This window comes from Streptomyces sp. NPDC054883 (assembly GCF_053610645.1).
Genome location: NZ_JBSGYT010000035.1, coordinates 51,315 through 73,671, shown reverse-complemented (window position 1 = coordinate 73,671; position 22,357 = coordinate 51,315). Strand labels below are relative to the sequence as shown.

The 22,357-nt window shown below is 74.4% G+C and carries 16 protein-coding genes; all 16 read right to left on the bottom strand.

Going from position 1 to position 22,357, the window contains the following annotated elements:
* Entirely contained in the window at positions 1-279 is a 279-nt protein-coding gene (locus ACWGH1_RS24040) for an acyl carrier protein (protein ID WP_453351746.1), read from the bottom strand.
* Positions 272-1,861, bottom strand: a complete 1,590-nt coding sequence (locus tag ACWGH1_RS24035) for an AMP-binding protein (protein WP_453351745.1) — start codon at positions 1,859-1,861, stop codon at positions 272-274. The genes ACWGH1_RS24040 and ACWGH1_RS24035 overlap by 8 nt, the downstream gene beginning before the upstream one ends.
* The gene (locus ACWGH1_RS24030; RefSeq protein ID WP_453351744.1) at positions 1,858-5,196 is read right to left on the bottom strand and encodes a non-ribosomal peptide synthetase; all 3,339 of its coding nucleotides are present in this window, start codon (positions 5,194-5,196) and stop codon (positions 1,858-1,860) included. The genes ACWGH1_RS24035 and ACWGH1_RS24030 overlap by 4 nt, the downstream gene beginning before the upstream one ends.
* A complete protein-coding gene (locus tag ACWGH1_RS24025; protein ID WP_453351743.1) occupies positions 5,193-7,457 on the bottom strand; it encodes a class I tRNA ligase family protein in 2,265 nt (754 codons plus the stop codon). The genes ACWGH1_RS24030 and ACWGH1_RS24025 overlap by 4 nt, the downstream gene beginning before the upstream one ends.
* Complete coding sequence (locus tag ACWGH1_RS24020; RefSeq protein WP_453351742.1) at positions 7,454-8,542, bottom strand: NAD(P)/FAD-dependent oxidoreductase; 1,089 nt, start codon at positions 8,540-8,542, stop codon at positions 7,454-7,456. Before ACWGH1_RS24020 ends, ACWGH1_RS24025 begins: the two co-directional genes overlap by 4 nt.
* Positions 8,542-9,870, bottom strand: coding sequence for a lysine N(6)-hydroxylase/L-ornithine N(5)-oxygenase family protein (locus ACWGH1_RS24015; protein WP_453351741.1), 1,329 nt, complete (start codon positions 9,868-9,870; stop codon positions 8,542-8,544). The genes ACWGH1_RS24020 and ACWGH1_RS24015 overlap by 1 nt, the downstream gene beginning before the upstream one ends.
* A gap of 95 nt (positions 9,871-9,965) precedes the next feature.
* On the bottom strand, positions 9,966-11,240 hold the full coding sequence (locus ACWGH1_RS24010; RefSeq protein ID WP_453351740.1) for an MFS transporter: 1,275 nt from the start codon (positions 11,238-11,240) through the stop codon (positions 9,966-9,968).
* Entirely contained in the window at positions 11,230-12,561 is a 1,332-nt protein-coding gene (locus ACWGH1_RS24005) for an ATP-grasp domain-containing protein (protein WP_453351739.1), read from the bottom strand. Before ACWGH1_RS24005 ends, ACWGH1_RS24010 begins: the two co-directional genes overlap by 11 nt.
* Complete coding sequence (locus tag ACWGH1_RS24000) at positions 12,558-13,778, bottom strand: saccharopine dehydrogenase C-terminal domain-containing protein (RefSeq protein ID WP_453351738.1); 1,221 nt, start codon at positions 13,776-13,778, stop codon at positions 12,558-12,560. The genes ACWGH1_RS24005 and ACWGH1_RS24000 overlap by 4 nt, the downstream gene beginning before the upstream one ends.
* Positions 13,768-14,829, bottom strand: coding sequence for a saccharopine dehydrogenase (locus ACWGH1_RS23995; protein ID WP_453351737.1), 1,062 nt, complete (start codon positions 14,827-14,829; stop codon positions 13,768-13,770). Before ACWGH1_RS23995 ends, ACWGH1_RS24000 begins: the two co-directional genes overlap by 11 nt.
* 90 nt (positions 14,830-14,919) lie before the next feature.
* Positions 14,920-16,056: a cytochrome P450 gene (locus ACWGH1_RS23990; protein ID WP_453351736.1), complete on the bottom strand. Its 1,137-nt coding sequence runs from the start codon at positions 16,054-16,056 to the stop codon at positions 14,920-14,922.
* Between the two features lie 33 nt (positions 16,057-16,089).
* Positions 16,090-17,277, bottom strand: a complete 1,188-nt coding sequence (locus ACWGH1_RS23985; protein ID WP_453351758.1) for an acyl-CoA dehydrogenase family protein — start codon at positions 17,275-17,277, stop codon at positions 16,090-16,092.
* 17 nt (positions 17,278-17,294) lie between these two features.
* On the bottom strand, positions 17,295-19,592 hold the full coding sequence (locus ACWGH1_RS23980; RefSeq protein WP_453351735.1) for an iron-containing redox enzyme family protein: 2,298 nt from the start codon (positions 19,590-19,592) through the stop codon (positions 17,295-17,297).
* A gap of 1 nt (position 19,593) precedes the next feature.
* Positions 19,594-20,559, bottom strand: coding sequence for a 3-oxoacyl-ACP synthase (locus ACWGH1_RS23975; protein ID WP_453351734.1), 966 nt, complete (start codon positions 20,557-20,559; stop codon positions 19,594-19,596).
* The gene (locus ACWGH1_RS23970; RefSeq protein WP_453351733.1) at positions 20,556-21,500 is read right to left on the bottom strand and encodes an isocitrate lyase/PEP mutase family protein; all 945 of its coding nucleotides are present in this window, start codon (positions 21,498-21,500) and stop codon (positions 20,556-20,558) included. Before ACWGH1_RS23970 ends, ACWGH1_RS23975 begins: the two co-directional genes overlap by 4 nt.
* Before the next feature lie 29 nt (positions 21,501-21,529).
* Complete coding sequence (locus tag ACWGH1_RS23965; RefSeq protein ID WP_453351732.1) at positions 21,530-22,342, bottom strand: thioesterase II family protein; 813 nt, start codon at positions 22,340-22,342, stop codon at positions 21,530-21,532.
* Positions 22,343-22,357: the final 15 nt, after the last annotated feature.

Sequence of the window (22,357 nt, the reverse complement as noted above, 5' to 3'; positions counted from 1 at the left end):
TCAGGCTCCGGGGGTCGCGTCGTGGTGGCGGGCGAGGGCGGCGGTGACGTCGCGCAGGGTACGCATGGCGGCGAGGTCGTGCTCGGTGAAGTGGGCGAGGTCGACGCCGGTGTCCTCGCACAGTTCGGTGAGGAAGAGGACCTTGTTCAGGGAGGTCAGGCCGTAGGCGGCGGCCAGGTCGGCGTCCGGGTCGAGGGACTCGGCGGCGACCTCGGGGATCAGGACGAGGGAGAGCTGTTCGCGGGCCGCCGACTCGATGGGGGTGAGGGTGTCAGGCATGGATTCCGGCCTCCTGGGTGTGCAGCTGGTGCGCGTAAGCGCGCTGGATGGCGGGGCGTTTGGGCTTGTACTGGGAGGTCAGCAGGCCGTTGGCGATGCTGAACGGCTCGTCGGCGACGATGACCCGGCTGATCCGCTCGTCCGGGGTGCCGGCGGCGTTCGCGGCGGCGAGCCGGGCGGTGACGGCGTCGAGGTCGGCGGGCAGGGCGGCCGGGGAGACGACGGCGACCAGGTCGGTCTGGGCCGGGCTGAACAGCACGCATTCGGCTATCGCCGGGTCGGCCTTCATCAGCTCTTCGACGGGCCGCACCACGATCTTCTTGCCGTTGTCGAGGACGATGACGTCGTCGGCGCGGCCGTGGACGAAGAGGAAGCCGTCCTCGTCGAGGTGGCCGATGTCGCCGGTGCGGACGGTGCCGTCGGGCAGGAAGACCTTCTCGGAGTCACCGGGGGCGGCGTACGCGTAGTGGTCGTTGACCGGGTGCGCGCTGCGGACGCTGATCGCCCCGTCCGCGCCGATCAGCACCTCCTTGCCGCGCACCACCTGCCCGACGCTGCCCGCGCGGTGGGCGCCGGGGTGGTTCTTGGTGACGATGCAGGTCTCGTTGAGGCCGTAGCCCTCGAAGAGGGGCAGCCCGGCTTCCTCGGTGAAGAAGCGGACCGTCGCGGGCGCGGCGGGTGCGGAGCCGGTCCACAGGTAGCGGACGCGGTCGCCGAACAGGGCCTCGGCCACCTGCCGGGTGGTGCCCCCGCCGGGGCGTTCGCGTTTGGCCTCGATCCGGCGTCGGGCCGTCTCGTAGAAGGCGGGGACGCCCATGACCACGGTGGGGCGCACCCGGCGCAGGGTCGCGAAGGCGGCTTCGTAGGTGGTGAGGGTGATGTCGTGGCCGTGCAGCAGGGCCGAGTAGACCCAGTAGCGCTGCTGGAGCAGGGAGAGCGGCAGGAAGACGAACAGGTGGTCGTCCGGCTCGTGCCGGAACATCTCCTGGACGGCGTCCAGGGAGCTTTCGATGCTGCCCGCGGTGGCGCCGAGGCCCTTGGGGACGCCGGTGCTGCCGGAGGTGAACTTGATGGTGGTGACGTCCCGCGGCGCCCAGGTGACCGGCGGCAGGGGTGCGTCGGGCCCCTCACCCGGTTCGGTCAGCGCCCAGACGTCACCGGTCCGCACGGTGCCGGGCGGACCGGTCGGCTGGTCCGTGCACAGGAGGGTGATGCCGTAGCGGTCCATGAGTTCCCGGGACGGCGTGAACTTGCCGGGTTCCAGGCCGGCCGTCTGGGCCTTCAGCCGCAGCGCGGCCAGGTCGAGCAGCACCCACTCCAGGCTGTTGGCGGCGAGGATGCCGATGCGGTCGCCCGGGCCGATGCCGAGGCCGCGCAGGTGGTGGGCGAGCCGGCCGGCCCGCGCGTACAGCTCGGGCAGGGATACGGAGCGGGTGCCGTCGAGGCGGGCCGCGTGGAGGTGGCCGCCGGCGCTCGGGGCCGACCGGACGAGCCGGTTGAGCGGTGAGAGGCCGGGACGGGCGCCGGCGGCCGCGTCGGAAGGGGCGCCCGCGGCGGGCGGGGCCGCCGTGCGCGCGGTCATCGGGTCTCCTGCGGGGTGAGTACGGCGGCCATGGCGCGGACGGTGTCGATCTCGGCGAACTGGTCGAGGGTGAGGGTGACCCCGAAGCGTTTGCGGGCCGCGGTGAGGATGCGGGCGGCGGCGATGGAGTCGCCGCCGAGGGAGGCGAGGGTGTCCAGGGCACCGACGTCGGTGCGGCGCAGGACGGTGGCCCAGATGTCGGCCAGCAGCTTCTCCGTCTCGCCGGCCGGGGCGCTGTCGCCGAAGGCCGTCGCGGGCGCGGCCGGGCCGGGGTCCTCGGCGCCGATCGCCGCGAGCTTCGTACGGTCCACCTTGGCGTTCTTGGTCAGGGGCAGGCTCTCGTGCCAGACCAGCGCCGCGGGGAGCATGTAGTCGGGCAGGTCGGCGCGCAGCGCCCGGCGGACCTCGGCGAGTTCGGGGCGGTGTGCGCCCTCGGCGACCAGGTGGGCGACGAGGGAGCCGCCGCGGGCGGCGACGACGGCCTGGGCGACGGACTCCAGGGCGGCGAGGCGGGTCTCGACCTCGCCGGCCTCGATCCGGTAGCCGTTGACCTTGATCTGGAAGTCGGAGCGGCCGAGGATCTGGATGTCCCCGTCCGGCAGGTACCGGCCCAGGTCGCCGGTGCGGTAGAGGCGTTCGCCGCGCACCGGGTCGGCGTAGAACCGCTCGGCGGTGCGTTCCTCGTCGCCCCAGTAGCCGCGGGCCAGACCGGTGCCGGCGGCGACGATCTCGCCGGTGACCCAGTCGGGTGCGTCGAGGCCGTCGCGGTCCAGGACGTAGGCGCGGTTGTTGGCGTTGGGGCGGCCGTACGGGATGGACTCGGTGCCGTCCTCGTCCTCCCGGACGGGGTGCAGGATGTTCCAGATGGTGGTCTCGGTGGGGCCGCCGAGGGAGACCACCTCCAGACCGGGCTTGAGGGTGCGCAGCGCGGCGGGCAGGGCCGGCGGGAGCCGGTCTCCGCTCATCATGACCAGGCGCAGGGCGGGCGGTACGTCGCCGTCGGCGGCGGCCTGGTCGTGCATGAGGCCGACGATGGCGGGGACGGAGTTCCACACGCTGATCCGGTGCCTGCGGCACAGGTCGAGCCAGTGGGCGGGGTCGACGGCCTTGTCCCGGTCGGGCATGACCAGGGCGGCGCCGGCCGAGAGGGCGCCGAAGACGTCCCAGACGGAGAGGTCGAAGTTGAAGGCGCTGATGGCGAAGAAGCGGTCCCGGGGGCCGATCCGGAAGCGGGTGTGGCAGTCGGCGACGACGTTGGCGACGTTGCGGTGGGTGACCATGACGCCCTTGGGGGCGCCGGTGGTGCCGGAGGTGTAGAGGACGTACGCGAGGTCGTCGGGGTGGGAGCCGGGCAGCCGGGCGGGGACCTCGGCGGGCCCGTCGCTCTCGTCGGGCCCGGCGGGAGGCGCGCTCAGGTTGAGGACGGCGAACTCCCCGGCCGCGCAGGCCGCCACGGGTTCGCCGTCGGTCAGGACGCACCGCACCCGGCCGTCCCGCAGCATGTACCGCTGCCGGGCGGTGGGCAGCGCGGCGTCCACGGGCAGGTAGGCGGCGCCGGCCAGCACGGTGGCGAGGATGCCGATGATCTGCTCGGGTCCGCGCCGCATGACGAGGGCGACGAGCTCGCCCCGGCCCACGCCGTGTCCGCGCAGCCAGGCCGCGCCGGCGGCGGCCCGGCGCAGCAGCTCGCCGTAGCCGATCTCCCGGTCGGTGGTGAGGATCGCGGGGGCGTCCGGGGTGCGGGCGGCGACGGCGGCGACGGCGTCGCCGAGCATCTCGTCGGGCAGGGCGACGGCCGTGTCGTTGGCGGCGCGCCGGCGTTCGCGCTGGGCGGGCGGCAGCAGGTCGAAGCTGTGGCGCTGCCAGGCCGCCTCGTCGGCGAGTTCGCCGAGCAGCGTCCGGTAGCCGTGCGCGAGGTCGTCCAGCAGGCCTTCGGGGAAGAGTTCGTCGAGCCCGTCGAGCTGGATGACGGCGGCTCCGTGCTGCTCCATGGCGAAGGCGTTCAGCCACACCTGGGGGGTCTGGCTGACCGAGTACACCTCTGGTCCGAACAGTTCCAGCGCCGAGCCGTCGACCTCGCTGCTGACGTGTCCGATGGCGCTGTTGAAGGTGAACGGCATCCGCGCACCGGCCACCCCGCCGCGGCGGCGGGCCAGTTCCTGCATGACCTCGATGCCGGAGAAGTGGCGGTGGTCGATGTCGGCGTGCAGCCGGGCCTGCAGGGCCCGCGCCCGTTCGGCGAAGGGCCGGGACCGGTCGACCTCCGCCTCGACCAGGAGGGTGTCGGAGAACTGGCCGATGGCTTCGAAGACCCGGGGGTGGACGGGCGGCCGGTTGGCGATGGTGGTGGTGAGGGTGAACCGCTCCCCCGCGCCCCAGGTGGCGAGGGTCTCGGCGTAGGCGGCGAGCAGCAGCGCGGAGGGGGTCAGTCCGGCGGCTGCGGCCCGCTCCTTGACCGCCGTCCACCGCTCGCGCTCGACGCGGACCCGGCGCTGGGTGAAGCGGGAGCGGGTCAGGGCGCCGGGGCTGGTGCGCAGCGGCAGGTCCGGGTGGGGGGCGAGGTCGTCCACCCGGTCCATCCAGTACTCCCGGGAGCGGCGGGCGGGGGCCTTGTCGCGGGCGGCCTCCAGGGCGGCGAGGTAGTCGTCGTAGGCGAACTCCCCGGGGCCGTCCGCGCCTTCGGCCGGGCAGTTCTGGTAGGCCCGCCACCAGGCCCGGAAGAACAGGAACATGCTGATCCCGTCCATCACGAGCCCGTCGTGGCCGACGTGGAGCACCATCTTGTCGTCCGCGAGGACGAGCACGTCGACGCTCAGCAGCGGGGCCCGGTCGGCGGGCAGCACCTGGTGGGAGCGCGACTCGCGCAGTTGGGCGCGCAGGGCCTCCTGCTGCTGCGGGGTGCGGTCGCGCAGGTCGAGGCGGCCGATGGGCAGGTGGCGGTGGTGTCCGTACTCGGTGACCTGGCGGTCGTCGGCGAGGAAGCGGGAGCGCAGGGCGCTGTGCGCGCCGATGACGGTGTCCAGGGCGGCTTGCAGCCGGTCGAGGTCCCAGGCGCCCTCGATCTCGTGGAAGACGTGGCTGGCCACGTCGCCGATCTCGAAGACGCCGCCGCGGCCGATGTAGTAGCTGCGCTGGAGGGGGGTGAGGGGGAAGCCGGGGCCGTGCTGGGCTTCCCGGGTCAGGTGGGCGACGAGTTCGGCCTTGGCGGCCTTGACGCGGGTGATGAAGTCGGGGTCCATCCGGTCGCGGTTGCCCTGGAGGCGCAGGTCGCCGTCGGCGAGGGCGACGGACAGGCCGCGTTCGGCTATCTCGCGCAGGATCTGGCGGTGGTTCATCGGGGCTCTCCCGCGGTGAGGGCGGCGACGGCCGCGTCGTCGGCGCGTTCGGCGATGACGGCGGCGAGTTCGTCGAGGGTGCCGCCGTGCAGGAGTTCGTCCATGGAGAGGTCCACGTCGAGGGCGTCGAGGATCTGGTACTGGACGGTGACGGCCTGGAGGGAGCCGGCGGCGAGCTGGGTGAGGGTGCGGCCGGCGATCTGCTCGTCCTCCTCCAGGCGCAGTGCGGTGCGGACGATGCCGGTCAGCCAGGGGGTGAGGGCGCTGTGCGCGGGCGGGGCGCCGGCGGGCCGGAAGAACACCGCGTCGGCGAGGGTGACGGCGGTCCCGGGGGCCAGGAGTTCGACCGTACGGGGCCACGTGCGCGGGGCTTCGAGGCCGAGCGCGGCGGCCAGCTTGTCGGCGAAGCGGGGCATGACGGGGGCCGCGGCGTGGGCCAGGAGCCGGGCGGCGGCCAGTTCGAGGGCGATGGCGGTGCGGTTCTCGTTCGACCACGCCTCGGTGTCGGCGAGCAGGCCTTCGCCGCGGGCGAAGCGGACGGTGTCGCGGACGATGCCGTCGAGTTCGGCGGCGGCCTGGTTGAGGGAGAACGCGTCGTTGCCGAGGGCGCCGGTGACGGCGGCGAGGCGGGTGCCGAGCCGGGCCAGGAACGCGGAGTGCTCGGGGGTCCAGTTCCCGGCGTCGGGGGCGTGGCCGGCGTGGTGCTTTCGGACGCGGGCGCCGAGGTCGTTCAGCCACTGCTGCCAGGTGCCGATGAGGGTCTCGTCGAGGGTGGTCTCGTAGGCGGCGCGCCGGAAGTCGGTGCGCAGGCCCTCGGGGCGGGTGGCGGCGAGGAAGTAGCGCACGGAGTCGACGGTGTCGGGGGTGAGGATCTCCTTGCCCCAGATGGCGTGCCGGCGGCTGGTGGAGAACTTGCTGCCCTCCAGCAGGTAGAACTCGTTGACGTGGTAGTCGATGTCCGGGGTCCAGCCGGGGAAGGCCAGCTGGTAGAGCACGGGGTAGAGGACCGCGTGGTAGAAGCTGTTGTCGTAGCCGAAGAAGTGGACGATCTTCCAGTCCTCGCCGGGGTCGGCGGCGTGCCAGTCGCGGCCGAGGCGCGAGCCCAGTGACTGGATGCCGTGCAGGAAGCCGTAGCTCATCTCCGGCCAGACCCAGATGACCTGGCCCTCGGTGGCGTTCTCCTGCGGTTCGACGCCCCAGGCGGAGGGGTGGGTGACGGGGACGTCGAGGGCGGGGCGGCGGAAGAGCCGGTCGGCGAGTTCGCGCAGCCGGGCGGGGACCCGGCCGAGCCGGTGGTGCGCGCGCACGTCGTCGGCGAAGGCGTGCAGCGGGAGGGTCCAGCGGGCGGCGGGGGCGCGGCGGGGGGCGGCGGCGGAGACGGTGGAGACGGGGTCGGTGAGGTCGGCGACGGTGTTGGGTTCGCCGCACTCCTCGCAGATGTTGCCGGAGGTGGTGGTGCCGCAGCCGGGGCAGCCGCCCTTGACGTCGGCTTCGTAGAGGTACCGGCCGCTCTCGGCGTCGTAGAGGGCGTCGTGGGCGGTGACGGCGATCTGGCCGGAGTCCACGACGCGGCTGAAGAAGTCCTGGAGGCCTTCGCGGTAGCCGGGGTCCTGGTCGGTGACCGTGTACTGGTCGAGCGGGATGTCCATCAGCCGCAGGGTCTCGGCGATCTCGGCGCTGTAGTGGGCGGCGGTCTCGGCGGGGGTGCGGCCGTCCTTGCGGGCGGCGCCGACGACGTAGCTCTGGTAGTCGTCGCTTCCGGTGAGGTGGTAGGCCTCGGCGCCGGTCATGCGCTGGAAGCGGGTGAAGGCGTCGGCGCCGAGGTAGGGGCCGGAGAGGTGGCCCAGGTGCAGGTCGCCGTTGGGCGTGGGCGGGGTGGAGAAGACGAAGACGGGCCGCTCGCCGAAGCTCTTGCGGGCGGGGTTCGCGGCGGAGGCCGCGGCCCGTTCGCCGTCGCGCCAGTACTGGGTGAAGAAGACGAGGTCCGCTTCGCCGGTGTTGGCCAGGACGTGCGTCTCGAACGGTTCGAAGAGGACGACGGTGCCCGGTTCGGCCCGGTGGCGCGCGCCGCTGTCGAGGACGAACTCCCCGCGCCCGGCGACGATGACGAACAGCTCGGTCTCGTCGTGCTGGTGGCGGTCGGCGGAGCGGCCCGGAGCGACCCGGCCCCAGCCGGCTCCGGTGCCCAGGCCGTCGACCGCGCTCATGTCGATGCCGAAGGCCTGTTCCAGGACGTCGGCGTCGTAGCTGGCGATGATCATGTCGTGGCCTTCCGGGGTGAGGCGGGCAGGGAGAGCAGGTCTGCGGTGCGGGCGGCGAGGGCGGGGGCGAGGCGGTAGCCGGAGCCGCCGGCCGCGCCGGCGAAGACGACGCGGCCGTCTTCGGTGAGCGGCGTGGCCAGCGGGTGGCCGTCCGGCCCGTACGCGTCGCAGAAGACGCGGCCCGAGTGGCAGTGCCGGGCGAGCTCGGGGGCGTAGCGGGTGAGCAGGGCGCGGGCCTCGGCCAGGTGGCCGGCGGTGAGGGCGGGGTCGACGGCGGCGGGGTCGACGTCCCACTCCCGGCAGGTGTAGCTGAACAGCCAGTGGCCGCGGTGGTGGAAGGGCAGCAGGAAGGCGTCCTCGTCCTGGAAGACGACCGCCCCGTCCCCGGGCCGCGGGGGGACGTCGATGTGCAGGGCGACGATCTTCTTGACGCGGGCGCCGAGCGGGGCGACGAGTTCGCGCCAGGCCGGTTCGGCGAGCCAGGGTCCGGGGGCGAGGACCACCCGGCCGGCGGTCAGGGTGGTACCGCCGGTCAGGGTGAGGCGGACGCCGCCGGGGCCGGAGTCGAGGGCGGTGACGGCGACGCCCTCGTGGAAGCGGACCCGGGGGCGCAGCCCGGCGGCGAGCAGCTGGGTGAGGGTGTGGACGTCCGCGTACTGGCAGCCGTCGCCCTCCCAGGCCCCGAAGCCCTCGGGCACGGATGTCACGGCGGGCGGGAGTCCGGCGGCCGGGCGCAGTTTCGCCTCGGGCAGGTACACCTCGTACAGCCGCTCCTCGGCGGCCTCGGGGGCGAGGACGGTCATCGGCAGCGGGTGGAGGGGCAGGTCGGGGCGGGCGGCGTGCAGGTCGGCGTAGCAGCGCTGGCTCTCGGCGGCCAGGGTGCGCACGGTCTCGGTGGCGCCGCGCGGGAAGTGCAGTCCGGCGGAGCGGCGGGTGGCGCCGGAGCCGATCATGTCGCGGTCGAGGACGGTGACGGTGGCGGCCGGGTCGCGGGCGAGGACCTCGCGGGCGATGAGGACGCCGAGTATCCCGGCGCCGACGACGGCGACGTCGCTGCGGGCCCCGGCGGGGGCGGGGGTGCTCATCAGGCGCTCCACCGTTCCTGCGGCGCGGGCTTGGTGGACCACTCGATGAAGGAGGCCAGCTGCTCGTCGCCGCGTACGCCGCTCAGCCGGTCGGCGATGCGCCGGCTGCGCCAGGCGTTGAGGCTGAGATTGGGGTCGGCGAGGCCGCGCTGGCCGCGCACGCCGTTCTGGACGAAGATGCGGCGGTCCTCGGGTCCGTCCCAGCGGACGGCGTAGTCCTCGTCGACGCGCAGTTCGTCGCCCTCGCGCTCCAGCCGGTGGGCGACGGGGGCGAGGAAGTCCATGGCGGCGGGCCGGTAACCGGTGGCCCAGACGACGACGTCGGCGTCGAACTTCTCGACCGATTCGGGTTCGCCGGTGTGGCGGGCGCCGACCTCCCAGCCCGCGACGGGGGCGGGGCTGACCTCGAACACCTCGCGGCCGGGGTGGAGGGCCACCAGGTCCTCGTTGCCCTCCACGAAGCGGTGGACGTAGATGCGCTGGTAGATCTCGCGCAGGGTGGATTCGGAGATGCCGTCGCTGGTCAGGATGTTGCGGGAGTTCAGCGACTGGCGGCGCTCGCGGGGCAGTCCGTAGAAGTAGTCGGCGTGGCTGGGCATGTAGTAGTCGTTGGTGAACGGCGAGTCGTCGATCGGGAAGTAGTTCTGGCGGCGGGAGATCCAGGAGACCCGGCGGGGCAGTTGCCGGCCGGTGCGGGAGATCAGGTCGAGGAAGGCCTCCGCGCCGGACTGGCCACCGCCGATGACGACGACGCGCTTTCCGCCGAGGTCGCGGGCGGCGTTCAGGTAGTCGGCGACGTGGAACTGGGTGGGGCCGAGCCGGCCGGCGCCCTGCGGCGGGACCCAGGGGCGGCTGCCGACGCCGGCCACGACGTTGTCGGCGGTGACGGTGCGGCGGTCGGTGCGGACGGTGTAGGTGCCCAGCCGGTCGTCGAAGGCGACTTCCCGGACGTCCTCGCCGAAGGCGATGTTCTCGTTGCGGCGGCTGGCCCAGGCCAGGTAGTTGCGGAACTCCAGCCGGGGCACGTCGTCGAACTGGGCGTTGAGGAAGTGGTAGACCCGGCCCTTCTCGTGGAGGTAGGCGAGGAAGGAGAAGGGGCTCGCGGGGTCGGCGAGGCTGACCAGGTCCTTGAACTGGGAGACCTGGAGGGTGGTGCCGGGTATCTGCTGGCCGTCGTGCCAGCTGAAGGACCTCTTGCGGTCGAGGAAGAGGTTGGGTACGTCGGGCCGGGCGTGCAGGAGTGACGCCAGGCTGAGGTTGGCCGGGCCCACGCCCACTCCTACGCAGCGGAAGTGCGCGGCGCCGGGCCGGAAGCTCTCGTGCCCCATGATCGGAACCTTTCGTTCGAAATCGTCAAGGGTGGTAGGGGGGAAGGGGGTCAGGCGGTCGGGCGGTCGGGCGGTCGGGATCACGCGGGAGGGATTCAGGCGGCCGGGCCGCGGCGGCCGCGTACGGCGATGAGGGCGCAGCCGGTGGCGAGCAGGGAGCAGGCGCCGACCAGCGGCCATACGAGGGACCCGAACCGGAGGAAGAGCCAGGTGCCGGCCATCGGGCCGAGGGCGGAGCCCAGGCCGAACACGAACTGGAAGCTGCCGATGTAGCGCGAGCGCAGCGGCTCGGGGCCGGCGCCCGCCGGGTAGGCGAAGACGGCGGGGCCGCCGAGGATCTCGCCCAGCGACCAGACGAGCGTGCCGATGACGACGGCGGCCGGCCCGACGGGCAGTCCGTAGCAGGCGACTCCGGCGCCGACGAGGGCGAAGCCGAGACCGATCGTGAGCTTGAGCGGCCAGCGCTGGGAGACCTTGGTGACCAGCAGTTCGAAGGCGATGACGATGAGGCCGTTGAGCGCGACGGCGAACGTGTACCAGAAGAGCGCCATCCCGGCGTCCTTCATGTACAGCGGGAGGGTGGAGAGGTACTGGGTGTAGACGGCGGCGTGGCAGAAGGCGGCGGCCAGGTAGAGGAGGTAGCGGCGGTCGCGCAGGACGGCCGCGTAGCCGGTGCGGGCGCCGGCCGGGACGGGGGCGGCCGCGGGGTGCCGTGCGGCCCTGGCGGGCAGGGTGGCCCGGGCGACGAGGGCGTAGCCGAGCGCGATGACGGCCTCGCCCCAGAAGAGGAGGGTGTACGAGTGGCCGCCCGCGTTGTAGAGCGCGTAGCCGACCAGCGGGGCGGCGGTCGCGCCGACGTTGAGGCCGAAGCGGTACATCGCGAAGATCATGATCTGCCGGTCGCCGCCGGTCTGGTCGGCCAGCAGGGTGGCCGAGGCCGGCCGGAACAGCTGGGCGCCCAGACTGACCAGGGCGATCGCGCCCAGCAGCAGGGTGAAGTCGGGCAGGTAGAGCAGGGCGGCGGTCAGCACCGCCGTGCTGCTCATGGACAGCACGGTGGCGTGCCGGATGCCGAGCCGGTCGGCGAGCGTGCCGCCGACGAGGGAGCCGGCGACGGCGCCCGCGCCGTAGACGCCGAGCGCGATGACGGTGCGGCCCGCGGAGTGGCCGGCGTCGGTGAGGAAGAGGACGAGGAAGAGCTGGAGGAAGCCGCTGAGCCGGTTGACGAGCACCCCGGCCAGTACGGTTTTGACGGCGGGCGGGGCCTCCTTGAAGGTGGCCCACACGGTGGCCGGTGCGGCGCCCGCCGGGGCCGGCGGCTGCGTCGGCGTCTCCTCGGCCGGCCCGGCGGCCGTGGTGTCAGTGCTCATCGCCGGCCTCCGGGTCGGTGGTGACGGTGACGGCGCCGCGGACCCGCTGCTCCAGCTCGTCCAGCCCCTGCGGGGTCGGCGCGTCGATCAGGAAGGTCACCGCCCGGTCGTCGGAGCTGGCGAGCGGGCCGAGCCGCGCCCCGGCCTCCTTGAGGACGAACAGGGCGCGCAGCGCGGCCGGGTCGTCCGCCCCGCCGGGGGCGAGCTCGGGCCACATGCCGGACTCGCCGACCCACAGGGGCCGTACGCCCGGCCAGTCGAGGGTGACGTCGGCGAGGGGGCCGGTGCCGTGCTCCAGGTAGACCTGGCGGGCGAAGCGGGTCGGGGCCGGGTAGGAGGCGGGTTCGCCGAGGGCGATCCGGATGATCTCCGGCTCCAGCGGCTGCCCGGTGGCCAGGTGGTAGAGGGCCATCAGGCCGTCGCCGGGGGTGCGGGCGGCGACCTCCATCAGGTAGGGGCGCCCGTCCTCGCCGGTGCGCCACTCGGCGTGCGCGATGCCGTCGCGGAAGCCCAGCGCGTCGAGCATCCGGCGGTTGGCGTCCAGCAGGGCCGCGTCGGCCTCCGTGCGGGCGTTGGGGACGGAGTGGGCGAGTTCCACGAAGGTCTGCGCGCCGGACTCGGTGGTCTCCTTGCGGGTCACCGAGGTGAAGACGGGCCGGCCGTGCTGGACCAGGGACTCCACCGAGTACTCCTGGCCGGTGACCTTCTGCTCGACCAGCACCGTCTCGTGGGCCGGGTACGACCTCAGCAGCTCGCGCAGTGCTGCCGCGCCGTCGACCGCCACCACCCCCGAACTGGAGTGGCGGGTGGCCGGCTTGACGACGACCGGGTAGCCGAGGGCGGCCAGGTCGGCGTCCTCGCGGCCGCCGGGCGGCACGACCAGGGAGGCCGGGCTGAACTCCTCCAGGTACCAGCGCTGGAGGTACTTGCTGCGGCAGACCCGGGTGGCGCGCAGCCCGGGGCCCGGCAGGCCCAGCGCGTCGCACAGCAGCCCGGTCTGCTCGACGAGGGTCTCGCCGACCGCGTAGGCGCCGCGTACGGTGTAGCGGCCGCGCCAGCCGCGCGCCTGGGCGACGAACCCCGGGGTGAACGAGCCCTCCTGGTCCAGGGAGCCGTCGACGTAGGCGATGTCGTGGATGAGGAACGCCGGGTGGTCGGGGTCCTTGCGGGCCGTCTCGGCGCTCTCCCGGTAGGCCTCGGAGGTGATGAGCAGGATCTTCAGGCCGCGGGCGGCGAGCTCCTCCAGGTAGCGGGGGTTGCGGCAGACGACCCGGAAGGCGCCGGTGAGGACGAAGGCTTCGGGCGCGGTGGCGGTGGTCATGCCGTGGCTCCTGACGGGGCGGTGGAGGGGATCGCCGCGGGGGCCGGGGCGGAGGATTCGGTGTACGTGCCGCCGAGGCCCCGGGCGCCGAGGAAGGCGAGCCAGCGGTCGGTCTCGGCGGGCTCCTCGGCGGCCCGGCCCAGGCCGGCGGGCAGGGCGCCGGCCAGGATGCGGGTCACGCCGTGGGCCAGGGGCAGGGAGACGCAGCGGGCCATCGCGGACTCGGCCGGGTCCCCGGTGACGTCGAGGAGGTGGGAGCCGTGCCAGTGGGCGCCGTCGGCGGTGCGCACGTCCAGGGCGACGGAGAGGACCACGCGGTCGCGGTCGTCGGCGGTGGTGGGGTGACGGGCGGCGAGTTCGGCGGCCAGGGCGCGGACGGCGGCGGGGTCTTCGGCGGCGACGGTCTCGAAGACCTCCTTCCAGGCGGTGCGCCAGCCCGCGTTGCGCAGGGTGCCGCGGACGAAGGTGTCGAGCCTCCAGTGGCCCGGGACGCCGTACTGGGCGACGAAGGGGACGCTGTCGCGGTTGGGGTAGACCTCGAAGTCCTCCCCGGCCAGGGCCAGGGTCCGGGTGGCCTCCCAGGGGTGCGGGACGGTCACCTCGGCGCCGTCCTCGATGTGCCGGGCCGGGGAGCCGAGGGCGGCGAGCACCCCGTAGGGGGCCCAGCTGAAGCGGTAGCGGAAGGCGTTGGGTACCGCCGGGACACCGCCGCAGTAGGAGGTGAACGCGGCGGTCGCGGGTATCTCGCCGAGGGCCCGGCGGGCCCGCGCGACCAGGTGGTGGGCCATCAGGTGGTCGATGCCGGGGTCGAGTCCGGCCTCGGTGAGGACGACCGTACGGGCCGTGCTCCCGGCCTCGGCGGCAAGCGCGGCGAGCTCCGGCGAGACGTAGCTGGTGCACGCGAAGTGGGCGCCGCGGTCGATCGCCAGGCGCAGCAGCGGGGCGTGTTCGGCGGCCGGGAGCATGGAGACGATGACGTCGCCCGGGCCCGCCTCGGCCGCGAGGGCGGCCGGGGCGGAGGGGGTCAGGGCGCGGACTTCGGCGCGGCCGGTGAGGCCGAGCGCGGCCAGCCGGGCGGCGGCGCGCTCGGTGGTGCGGTCCCACAGGACGACGCGGGCGGCGCTTTCGCAGACGAGGGAGAGGCCGGAGCGGCCGGTGGACAGGCCGGTGCCTATCCAGTGGACGGTGCCGGAGGCGGCTGTCGCGTCAGTGGGCATGGTGGGTCTCCTGGGCCTGGACGGCCGTCTCGAAGGTGTGCAGGGCGCGGGACCAGACGCCGTCCCACTCGGCCAGGCGGGCCAGGTGCGGGGCGAGTTCGGCGGAGAAGGCGGTGCTGGCCTCGACGGGCAGGAGGGAGGGGAGGTTGTCGATGGCGATGAGGTCGAGGCGGGGGGCGTCCTCGCGCAGGGCGCGGACGGGCTCGTCCCAGGTGGTGGTCTCGTCGTAGACGGGCAGCACGTTGCACTCGGAGGTGACGTCGCAGGTCACGTCGGAGACCAGGGCCAGGCGCCGGGCGGGGTCGTCGAGGTCGGCCTTGGTGACGAACGGCGGGACGGGGTCGGTGGTGAGCACGGTGTTGACCAGGAGGTCGTGGCCGAGGAGGTCGGCGCGGTCGAGCTCGCGGGTCTCGGCCACATCCCAGCGGGTGGGGGCGAGGCCGGCCGTGGTGAGGGCGTCGCAGGCGCCGCGGCCGCTGCGGCCGAGGGCGCCGATGACCAGGGCGGCGGTCGCGTCCTCGGGCGCGGGGGCGGCGAGGAGGGCGTCCAGGGCGGGGCGGTCCGTGGGGCGCAGGGGGGTGGTGAGCCGTCCCCGGCGGTGCAGGACGGCGAGCGCGGCGCCGACGTATCCGGCCCAGTAGCCGAAGGCGGCGACGCGGCGGCCGGAGCCGTCGGTGAGGTACTCCATGTCCAGGAGGGCGCCGCCGCCGGCGGTGAAGCGGGAGAGCAGGCCGGCCGCGCCGGCCTGGCCCTTGTAGGCGTGGCCGAAGTAAACGTGGCGGTGGCGCAGCGGGGTGCGGGCGTCGGGGAGTTCCTTGAGGCCGAGGACGTAGGCGTCGTCGGGGGCCTGTTCGTGCCAGGACGCGGTCGGGGCGCTCGCGCAGCCCGCGGCGGTGTAGTCGGCGAGGGGGAACACGCGCTGGTCGCTGGCTTCGACGGTGATGCGCAGGCCTTGGGCGACGAGGTGGGCGGCGTCGGCGGGGGTGAGGGGCGCGCGGCGTTCGGTGGGGCGGGCCTCGTGCCGCATCCAGAGGTGAATGGTGTCCGACATCGTACGATTTGTCCTATCAGGAGGCATGGGGGTGGCGGGCCCCCGGCCAGCTCGGTGTGACGGGGGTGCGGTGTGAGGGGGTACTGGTGCTCAGACCAGCGGGATGCGGGCGTTCGCCAGGGGGCGGTAGGCCGGGGTCGAGGGGAAGGTGGACGGGGGCCAGCCTGCCGCGAGGAGTTCGGTGACGACGGCGGTGGCGAGGGCCACGGCGAGCGCTTCGCCCGGGCAGCGGTGGGCCGATGCGCCGAAGGTGAAGACCGCGGGATTCACCCGGCCGGGGTGCAGCGCGTGCGGGTCCGGGTTGACGGCGGGGTCGCGGTTGGCGGCAGCGAGCAGGACCAGCACCTGCTGACCGGGCTGCACCTTGGAGTCGGCGTGGACGAAGGGCCCGGCGGCGAAGCGGCGGGTGTTCTGGATCGGGGCGTCGTACCGGACCACCTCGCGGACCAGTGCCTCGGTACCGGCCGGGTCCGCCGGGGCCGCCCCCCGGGCGAGGGCGACCAGGGTGTTGCCGATCAGGCCGGCGGTGGCGTCGTAGGTCTGGGACAGGAACCCGACGGCGTTGGAGAGCAGCGGCCCGTGATGCGGCCACGACGCCCGGTCGGCGGCGCGGACCAGCTCGGCGAGGAGCCCGCCGCCCCGCGCCGTGAGTCGGGGCGCCAGCAGTTCGCGCAGCCGGGCCGCCGCCGTGGCCGCGGCCTCCTGCTGGGCGGGGGTCGCGGTGGCGGGGATGCACTGGACGAAGTCGCCGATGGCGCGGGCGGCCTCCCGGCCGGCCCCGTCCGTCAGGCCGCTGAGCGCGGCGACGACCCGGGCGGGGACGGCGAACATCAGTTCCTCGTAGGGGACGTCGCCGCCCGCCGCGAGGACCCCCCGGGTGAACTCCCGGGCCAAGCGGGCCGCGTGGCCGGTGTCGGCGCGGGCCAGGGCGTCAACCACCACGGCCTTGAGCCGGCCCTGCGTCGTACCGTCGGTCATGCGCACCAGGTCACCGAAGACCTCGCCCGCCGGGGTCCCGTCGATCCCGGCCGGGACCGGCTCGGCCGGCGGCCGCACCCGTAGCGCGTCGCTGCCCAGCACCGCCCGCACGGCGGCCGCGTCGGCGGCCACCCAGGCCCCGAGCGCCTCGTCGTAGCCGAAGGGGCGCTCGGCCACCAGGCTCGCGTAGAAGGGGTAGGGGTCCGGGAGGCGGACCGCCTCGATCGGTGTGGTGGTGGTGCTGGTCACGTCCTGCTCCTTGCCGGGGTGAACACGTACGGGTCAGGCTGCCGCTCGGTGTGCGCGGCGCATGTCGAGCGAGCCCGCGATGGCCAACCGCAGCACCTCCGAGGTGCCCTCGTAGATGCGCAGCGACCGGATCTGCCGGTACAGCCGCTCGGTGACGCCGCCGTGGACGATGCCCGCCGCGCCGAGCAGCTGCACGGCGGAGTCCACCACGCCCTGGGCGGCCTCGGTGGCGTGCACCTTGGCGATGTTGGAGTGCCGGGCGAACCGGCGGCTGCCCCGGTCGGTCTCCCAGGCGGCGCGCGCCACCAGCAGGGCGGAGGCGTTCAGTTGCACCTCCATGTCGGCCAGGGCGGCCTTGACGAGCTGGAGGTCGAACAGGGTCTGCCCGTAGGCCGCCCGCTCCCGGGTGTGCGCGAGGGCGGTGTCGAAGGCGCGGCGGGCGAAGCCGAGGGCGGCCGCGCCGACGGTGGTGCGGAAGCGCTCCAGCAGGTCCACGGCGACCACGAACCCCCGGCCGGGCCGCCCGAGTACGGCGTCGGCGGGCAGCCGGCAGTCCTCGAAGGCCAGGTGGGCGAAGGAGCGCGGGGCGATCGCGTCGATCGTCTCGGCCCGCAGGCCCGGGGTGCCGGCCGGGACGAGGAACGCGGTGAGCCCGAGCGCTCCGGGGCCCTGGCCGGTGCGGGCGATGACGACGAACAGGTCGGCGATGGTGCCGTTGGCGATCCAGGCCTTGCGCCCGTTCAGGACGTACGAACCGTCCGCCGCGTCCCGGACGGCCTCGAGGCCCACGGAGGCCACGTCGGAGCCGGCCTCCCGCTCGGAAACGGCGAACGCGCCGATCGTCGTGCCGGCGGCCATCCCCGGCAGGTGGCGGCGCTGTTGTGCCTCGCTGCCGAACCGCAGCAGCGGCGTCGCGGCCAGCGCCTGGATGGAGTACGCGAAGTCGGCCAGGTCCTCGGCGTAGGCGAGGGCCTCGCGGCGCAGGCACACGGCGCGCAGGTCCTCCGCGGGGCCGGCGACGGGGTCGAGCGCGGCCAGCCAGCCCGCGTCGCCGAGGGTGCGCACCAGCCGGCGGCCGGCGGCGGCGGGGTCGGTGCCCCGCACCTCCTCCCACAGGACGCGGTTGCTGTCGCACCAGGTCCCGGCGGTCTCGGCGAGGCGGCGGTGGCCGTCGTCGTAGAAGGGGAGGTCGAGGACCTCGGGGTCGAAACTCGTCGTCAGTTCCACGGCGGGGCTCCTCAGATGACCAGGTCGGCGGCGGTGGCCTGCGCGGTGACGGGACCGGCCTGCGCCGAGCGCACCCGCTTGACCAGGGCGTGTTCGACGAAGTAGGCGAAGGAGGCGTAGCCGCGCCAGACCCGGCGCCAGGCGCGCTGGACGGCTTCGCCGCCGGAGGCCCGGCGGACGTCGTCGAGGTGGGCGACGACGATCTCGGCCGACTGGCGGGCGTGGCCCGCCGAGAAGTTGTCGATCGACAGGTGCGCTTCCTCGTAGGAGACGTCGAGGCCGTGGCGGCGCAGTTTCTGGATCTCGTGCAGGCGCATGGCGCCGAGGCCGAACATCTCGATGCCCAGGTTGTAGCCGAGGATCTCGTCGTAGAGGGTGTCCGGGAAGAGCGACAGGCAGACCTGGTGGACGGAGAAGCCGTACAGGTGGTCGGGCAGGTCGCCCTGGTCGAGGAAGGCGTCCTGCCGGATGTGGGGCAGGTCCATGTCCATGCTGGCGAGGACCTTGTGGATGATCGTGATGTGGTTCTTCGCCATGTCGCCGCGGCCCATCTCGTCGGCGTAGATGGAGAAGAGCAGGTCGTCGCTGCGCCGGCCGCGGCGGCCGAGGTTGGCGACCCGGTGGGCCCAGGTGCCGTCGATGAGGCTGCCGAGCGCGTACGTCGACTGCTCGAAGACGACCTCGTCGCGGTCGGGGATCTCGGTGAGCGGCTCGTAGGGGTCCACGAGCTTGTCCCAGTAGATCCGCTCGACGCGTTCCAGCAGGGCCTCGGGCGTGTAGTCGAAGTACTCGGCGTTGGTCAGCAGGCCCCCGGCGCCGTGCGTGAAGAGCAGCTCGGCGTCGGCGAGGCCGGCCTCGGCGCGGGCCCGGGCGAGCGGCAGGACGTTCGGGTAGCGCTCGAAGTTGACGAGCCGGTGGAAGAAGGCCCGCTCGTCCGGGGCCGGGCCGCCTTCGCTTGCCACCAGTGCCGCGGGGCGCGCGGCGGCGAGGCGGGCGCTCCAGTGGCGGGCGGCGTCGTCCCCGGCCGTGGCGGGGCCGGAGAAGGGTCCGGCGGGCTCCCCGGCGGCGATGGAGCGGGTCCAGGCGGTGAAGACGGCCGCCTCGCGTTCGTCGAAGATGCCGAACATGGGGCCGCCGAACTTGATGGACCTCAGGAAGCGGCAGGGGCCGCCGTCGCGGGCGGGCCTGACCTGGCGGGCGGTGCGGAACTCCGCGGTGAAGGCGGCCGCGTCGAGGTGTTCGTCGTCCAGCCAGTCGGTGAGCTTGCGGGTGCCGAGGCGGACGGCGCGGTGCTGGCGGCCGGCGTGCGGGGCGTGCCGGGCGACGATCGCGGCGACCTTGTCGTCCAGCGAGAGCCCCTCCTGCCAGCGGGCCAGCCCGGTCAGGGCGGCGGTGTGTTCGCGCTCCAGGCGGACGAGGAGGCGTACGGCCGCCAGGGCGCGGCGGCGGTCCTCGGGCCCGGTCGGGGACTGCGCGGTGAAGGCGAGGTACTCGGCCAGCAGGGGCCGTACGTCGCTCTCCGCGAGCATCGGCTCGCCGCCGAGCAGGAGTTCGTCGATGCCCAGGGCGTGGGCGGCGTAGTGGACGCCGACCACCTCGGGCAGGAAGGACGCGGGCAGCCGGGAGAGGGCCACGCGGAAGGCGGCGTGCAGGGCGGTGAGCGGGCGGGCGCCGGCGTCGGTCAGGAAGCCGGCGGCCTCCACCTCGGGCAGGTACACGTCCTGCGCGGCCAGGGCCCGGCGGCGGCGGGCGGGCTGGCCGGCCTCGGCGGTGCCCTGGCCCTGGAGCAGCCAGTGCTGGCCGAAGAGGCGGCCGACGATCTCGGCGGGCTGGGTGGCGGCCTGCGAGACGGTGTCCAGCCAGCAGCCGCCGGTCAGCGCGAGGGGGGCGCGCTGGCGCAGCACGGCGGCGCGGATCTCGGGGTCGGCGTGGTCGCGCAGCGGGGTGAGGGCGGCGGCGAGTTCGGCGCGGGCGGCCAGGACGTGGGCGGCGACGGCGTCGGCATCGGCATCGGCATCGGCATCGGCATCGGCATCGGCATCGGCCGAGTCGTCTTCGCCGTCCGGGGCCGGGGTCAGGAAGGCGGTGAGGACCCGGCGGGCGGCGAGGAGAGCGCTCTCACTCTCCTGGTCGGCGAGCAGCCGGCGGAAGAGCTCGGCGGGTGCGGCGGCGGTGATCCGCTCGGCCTCGGCGAGGGCGGCCGGGCTCGCCTCGACGGGCCCCGCGGGCAGCGAGGTGGTCAGGTCGGGCAGCGGGAAGGCGGGCGCGGGGCGGGCGCGGGCGCTGTCGAACGAGGGCGCGGTGGTCATCTCAGCTCTCCCCCCGGTCCGGGGTGACGGGTGCGGTCTTGCGCAGCAGGACGCCGACGCGGGAGCCGGGGACGCTGGAGGCCAGCAGGTAGTTGCCGCCAGGGCGCAGCTGTCCGGCGGTGGCCCGGTCCACGAGGTTGATCAGCGGGTCGGCGGCGAAGCAGTGGCCGAAGCGGGTGATGTTGTCGAGGTGGAGCTGCTGCCGGCTGAAGCCGGCCTGGCGTTCCTTGAGGGCGATGAGGGGCTTGAAGAGGTTGGGGTGGAGCAGGCCGTCGATCTCGTCGATCTTCATCCCGGCGGCGTCGAGGATGCGCCGGTTGACGGTGCGGGCGAGCTCGGAGCTGATCTCGTTGGACCAGTCGAGTGAGGCGGGGTCCTGGGCGGCGGCGCCGGCGATGAACTCGTAGGCGTCCGGGCCGAGGGGTTCGGCGGAGACCAGGCAGGCGGCGGACCCGTCGCTGAACAGGGCGAAGTTCTCCATGCGGACGGATTCGTCGGTGACCCGGTCGGTGGTGACGACCAGGACCCGTCGGTGCGTTCCGGCGGCGACGAGGGCGTGCGCGGTGCGGATGCCCGTCAGGAGGTTGGTGCAGCGGTTCAGCGTGAGGCCGGTGACGGCGGCGTCGACCAGGCCGATGCCGCTCATCACCTTCTCTACGAAACCGCCGTGGGTGCGCGGGCCGCCGGGGAAGCGGGTGGAGCACAGGATCAGGCCGTCGATGCCGGCCGGGTCGGCGCCCGCGGCCGCCACGGTCGCGCGGGCGCTCTCGACGGCGAGGGCCTCCAGGCTCTTGGCGGTCCTGCGGATGCTGCCCCAGCCCCACAGTTCGGCGCGTGGCGCCATCTTGAACCGGCGGGCGCGTTCGGTGAGGTTGGCGATGCTCGTGTGGTCGGCCACCTGTTCGCCGAGCACGTAGCGCGGCGCGGACAGGTGGACCGCGGGTAAGGCTGCGGAAGGAAGGCTCACGGTGCCGGATCGCTCTCTCGGTCGTCGGTCGGGGCGGTCGGGGCGGGGGCGGCCAGCAGGGCGTTGGCCTCGGCGTAGGGGAGGGCGTCGGCGCCGAAGCCGAAGGTGCCGTACTCGACGATCTCGCGGGCGGCCCGGGTGAGGGCGCCGAGCGCGGCGCGGGACAGTGCGGAGCCGGTGCTGATCCGGCGTACGCCGAGGGCTCCGAGGTCGGCGACGGACAGCTTCAGCGCTCCGCCCATCAGGACGTTGACGGGGCGGGAGACGGCGGAGCAGACGGCGCGGATCGCCTCGGCGTCGGGCAGGGCGGGTGCGTAGAGCACGTCGGCGCCGGCGGCCTCGTAGGCCTGGAGGCGGCGGATGGTGTCGTCGAGGTCGGGCCGGCCCTGGAAGAAGTTCTCGGCGCGGGCGGTGACGGTGAAGGGGAAGTCGAGCCCCTTTGCCGCCTCGACGGCCGCTTCGACGCGCTCCACCGCTTCGCCGAGGGGGCGTACGGGGTCCTCGTCGCGGCCGGTGGAGTCCTCGATGGAGCCGCCGACCAGTCCGGCGGCGGCTGCCAGCCTGATGGTCTCGGCGATGTCCTCGGGGCGCTCGCCGAAGCCGCTCTCCAGGTCGGCGGTGACGGGCAGGCCGGTGGCGTCGACGATCGCGGCGGCGTTGGCGAGGAGTTCGGCGCGGCCGACCTGGTTGGCCCCGTCGGGGCGGCCGAGGCTGTGGGCGAGGCCGGCGCCGGTGGTGGCGAGGGCGGCGAAGCCGAAGGAGGCGAGGATGCGGGCGGTTCCGGCGTCCCAGGGGTTGGGGACGACGAAGGGGGCGGGTCCGGTGTGCAGGTCGCGGAAGGCGACGCCGCGGCCGTACTGGGATTCCGGGGTCCGGGACGCCGGGGTCTGGGACCGCGGCTGCCGGGCGTCGGGCTGCTGGGCGTCGGTGCTGTGGTTCACGGTGTCCTCGCTGGTGCGTCGGCCTGCGGTCAGATCAGCTCAACGTACTCATCGCGGGCGGGCGTTGCGGCCTCCCGGCGGGCGGCGCGGGCCAGCGGGCGCAGTACGTCGGTGACGGTGTGGGGCCGGCCCTCGAAGTAGAAGTGGCCTCCGTCGGCCCAGTGGCGGGCCGGCTCTCCCGGGCATTCGCGGGCCCAGGGGGCGAGTGAGGCGGTGGTGACGTGCGGGTCGTCGATGCCGTTGAGCAGCGTGATCGGCACGCCCAGCGGCCGGGCGGGGCGGTACTCGTACCCGGCGACCATCGCGAAGTCCGCCTTGAGGTGCGGCAGGAGCAGTTCCTGCACGGCCTCGTCGTGCAGGACCTCGGGCGGCAGTCCGCCGAAGAAGCCGACGGCCTCGGTGAACCGCCGGCCCTCCAGCCGGGCCGCCTCGACCACGCGGGGGGTGGGCAGCAGGGAGGGTGCGGAGCAGCCTGAGGCGACGAGGGCCGCGAGGCCGGGGACGCCGTCGAGGCGCCGGGCGACCTCGAAGGCGAGGGCCGCGCCCAGGCTGTGGCCGAAGAGGACGAAGGGCCGGTCGGGGGCCGCGTCGAGGGCGATGGCCAGGGCCGCGCCGTCGGCGAGTTCCGCGACGGTGGCGGGGGCGGGTTCGCGGAAGCGGTGGCCCCTGCCGGGCGGGCACACGGCGAGGATCCGGGCGTCGTCGCCCAGGCCGTCCTGCCAGTCCAGGAAGGTGCGGGGGTTGCCGCCGGCGTGCGGGAAACAGTAGACGCGGGTGCGGTCGTCGGCGCGGGGATCGGCGGGGGCGGTCTCGGAGGTCAGGAACCAGGGGGACGCAGCCACGAAGATCAGCCATTC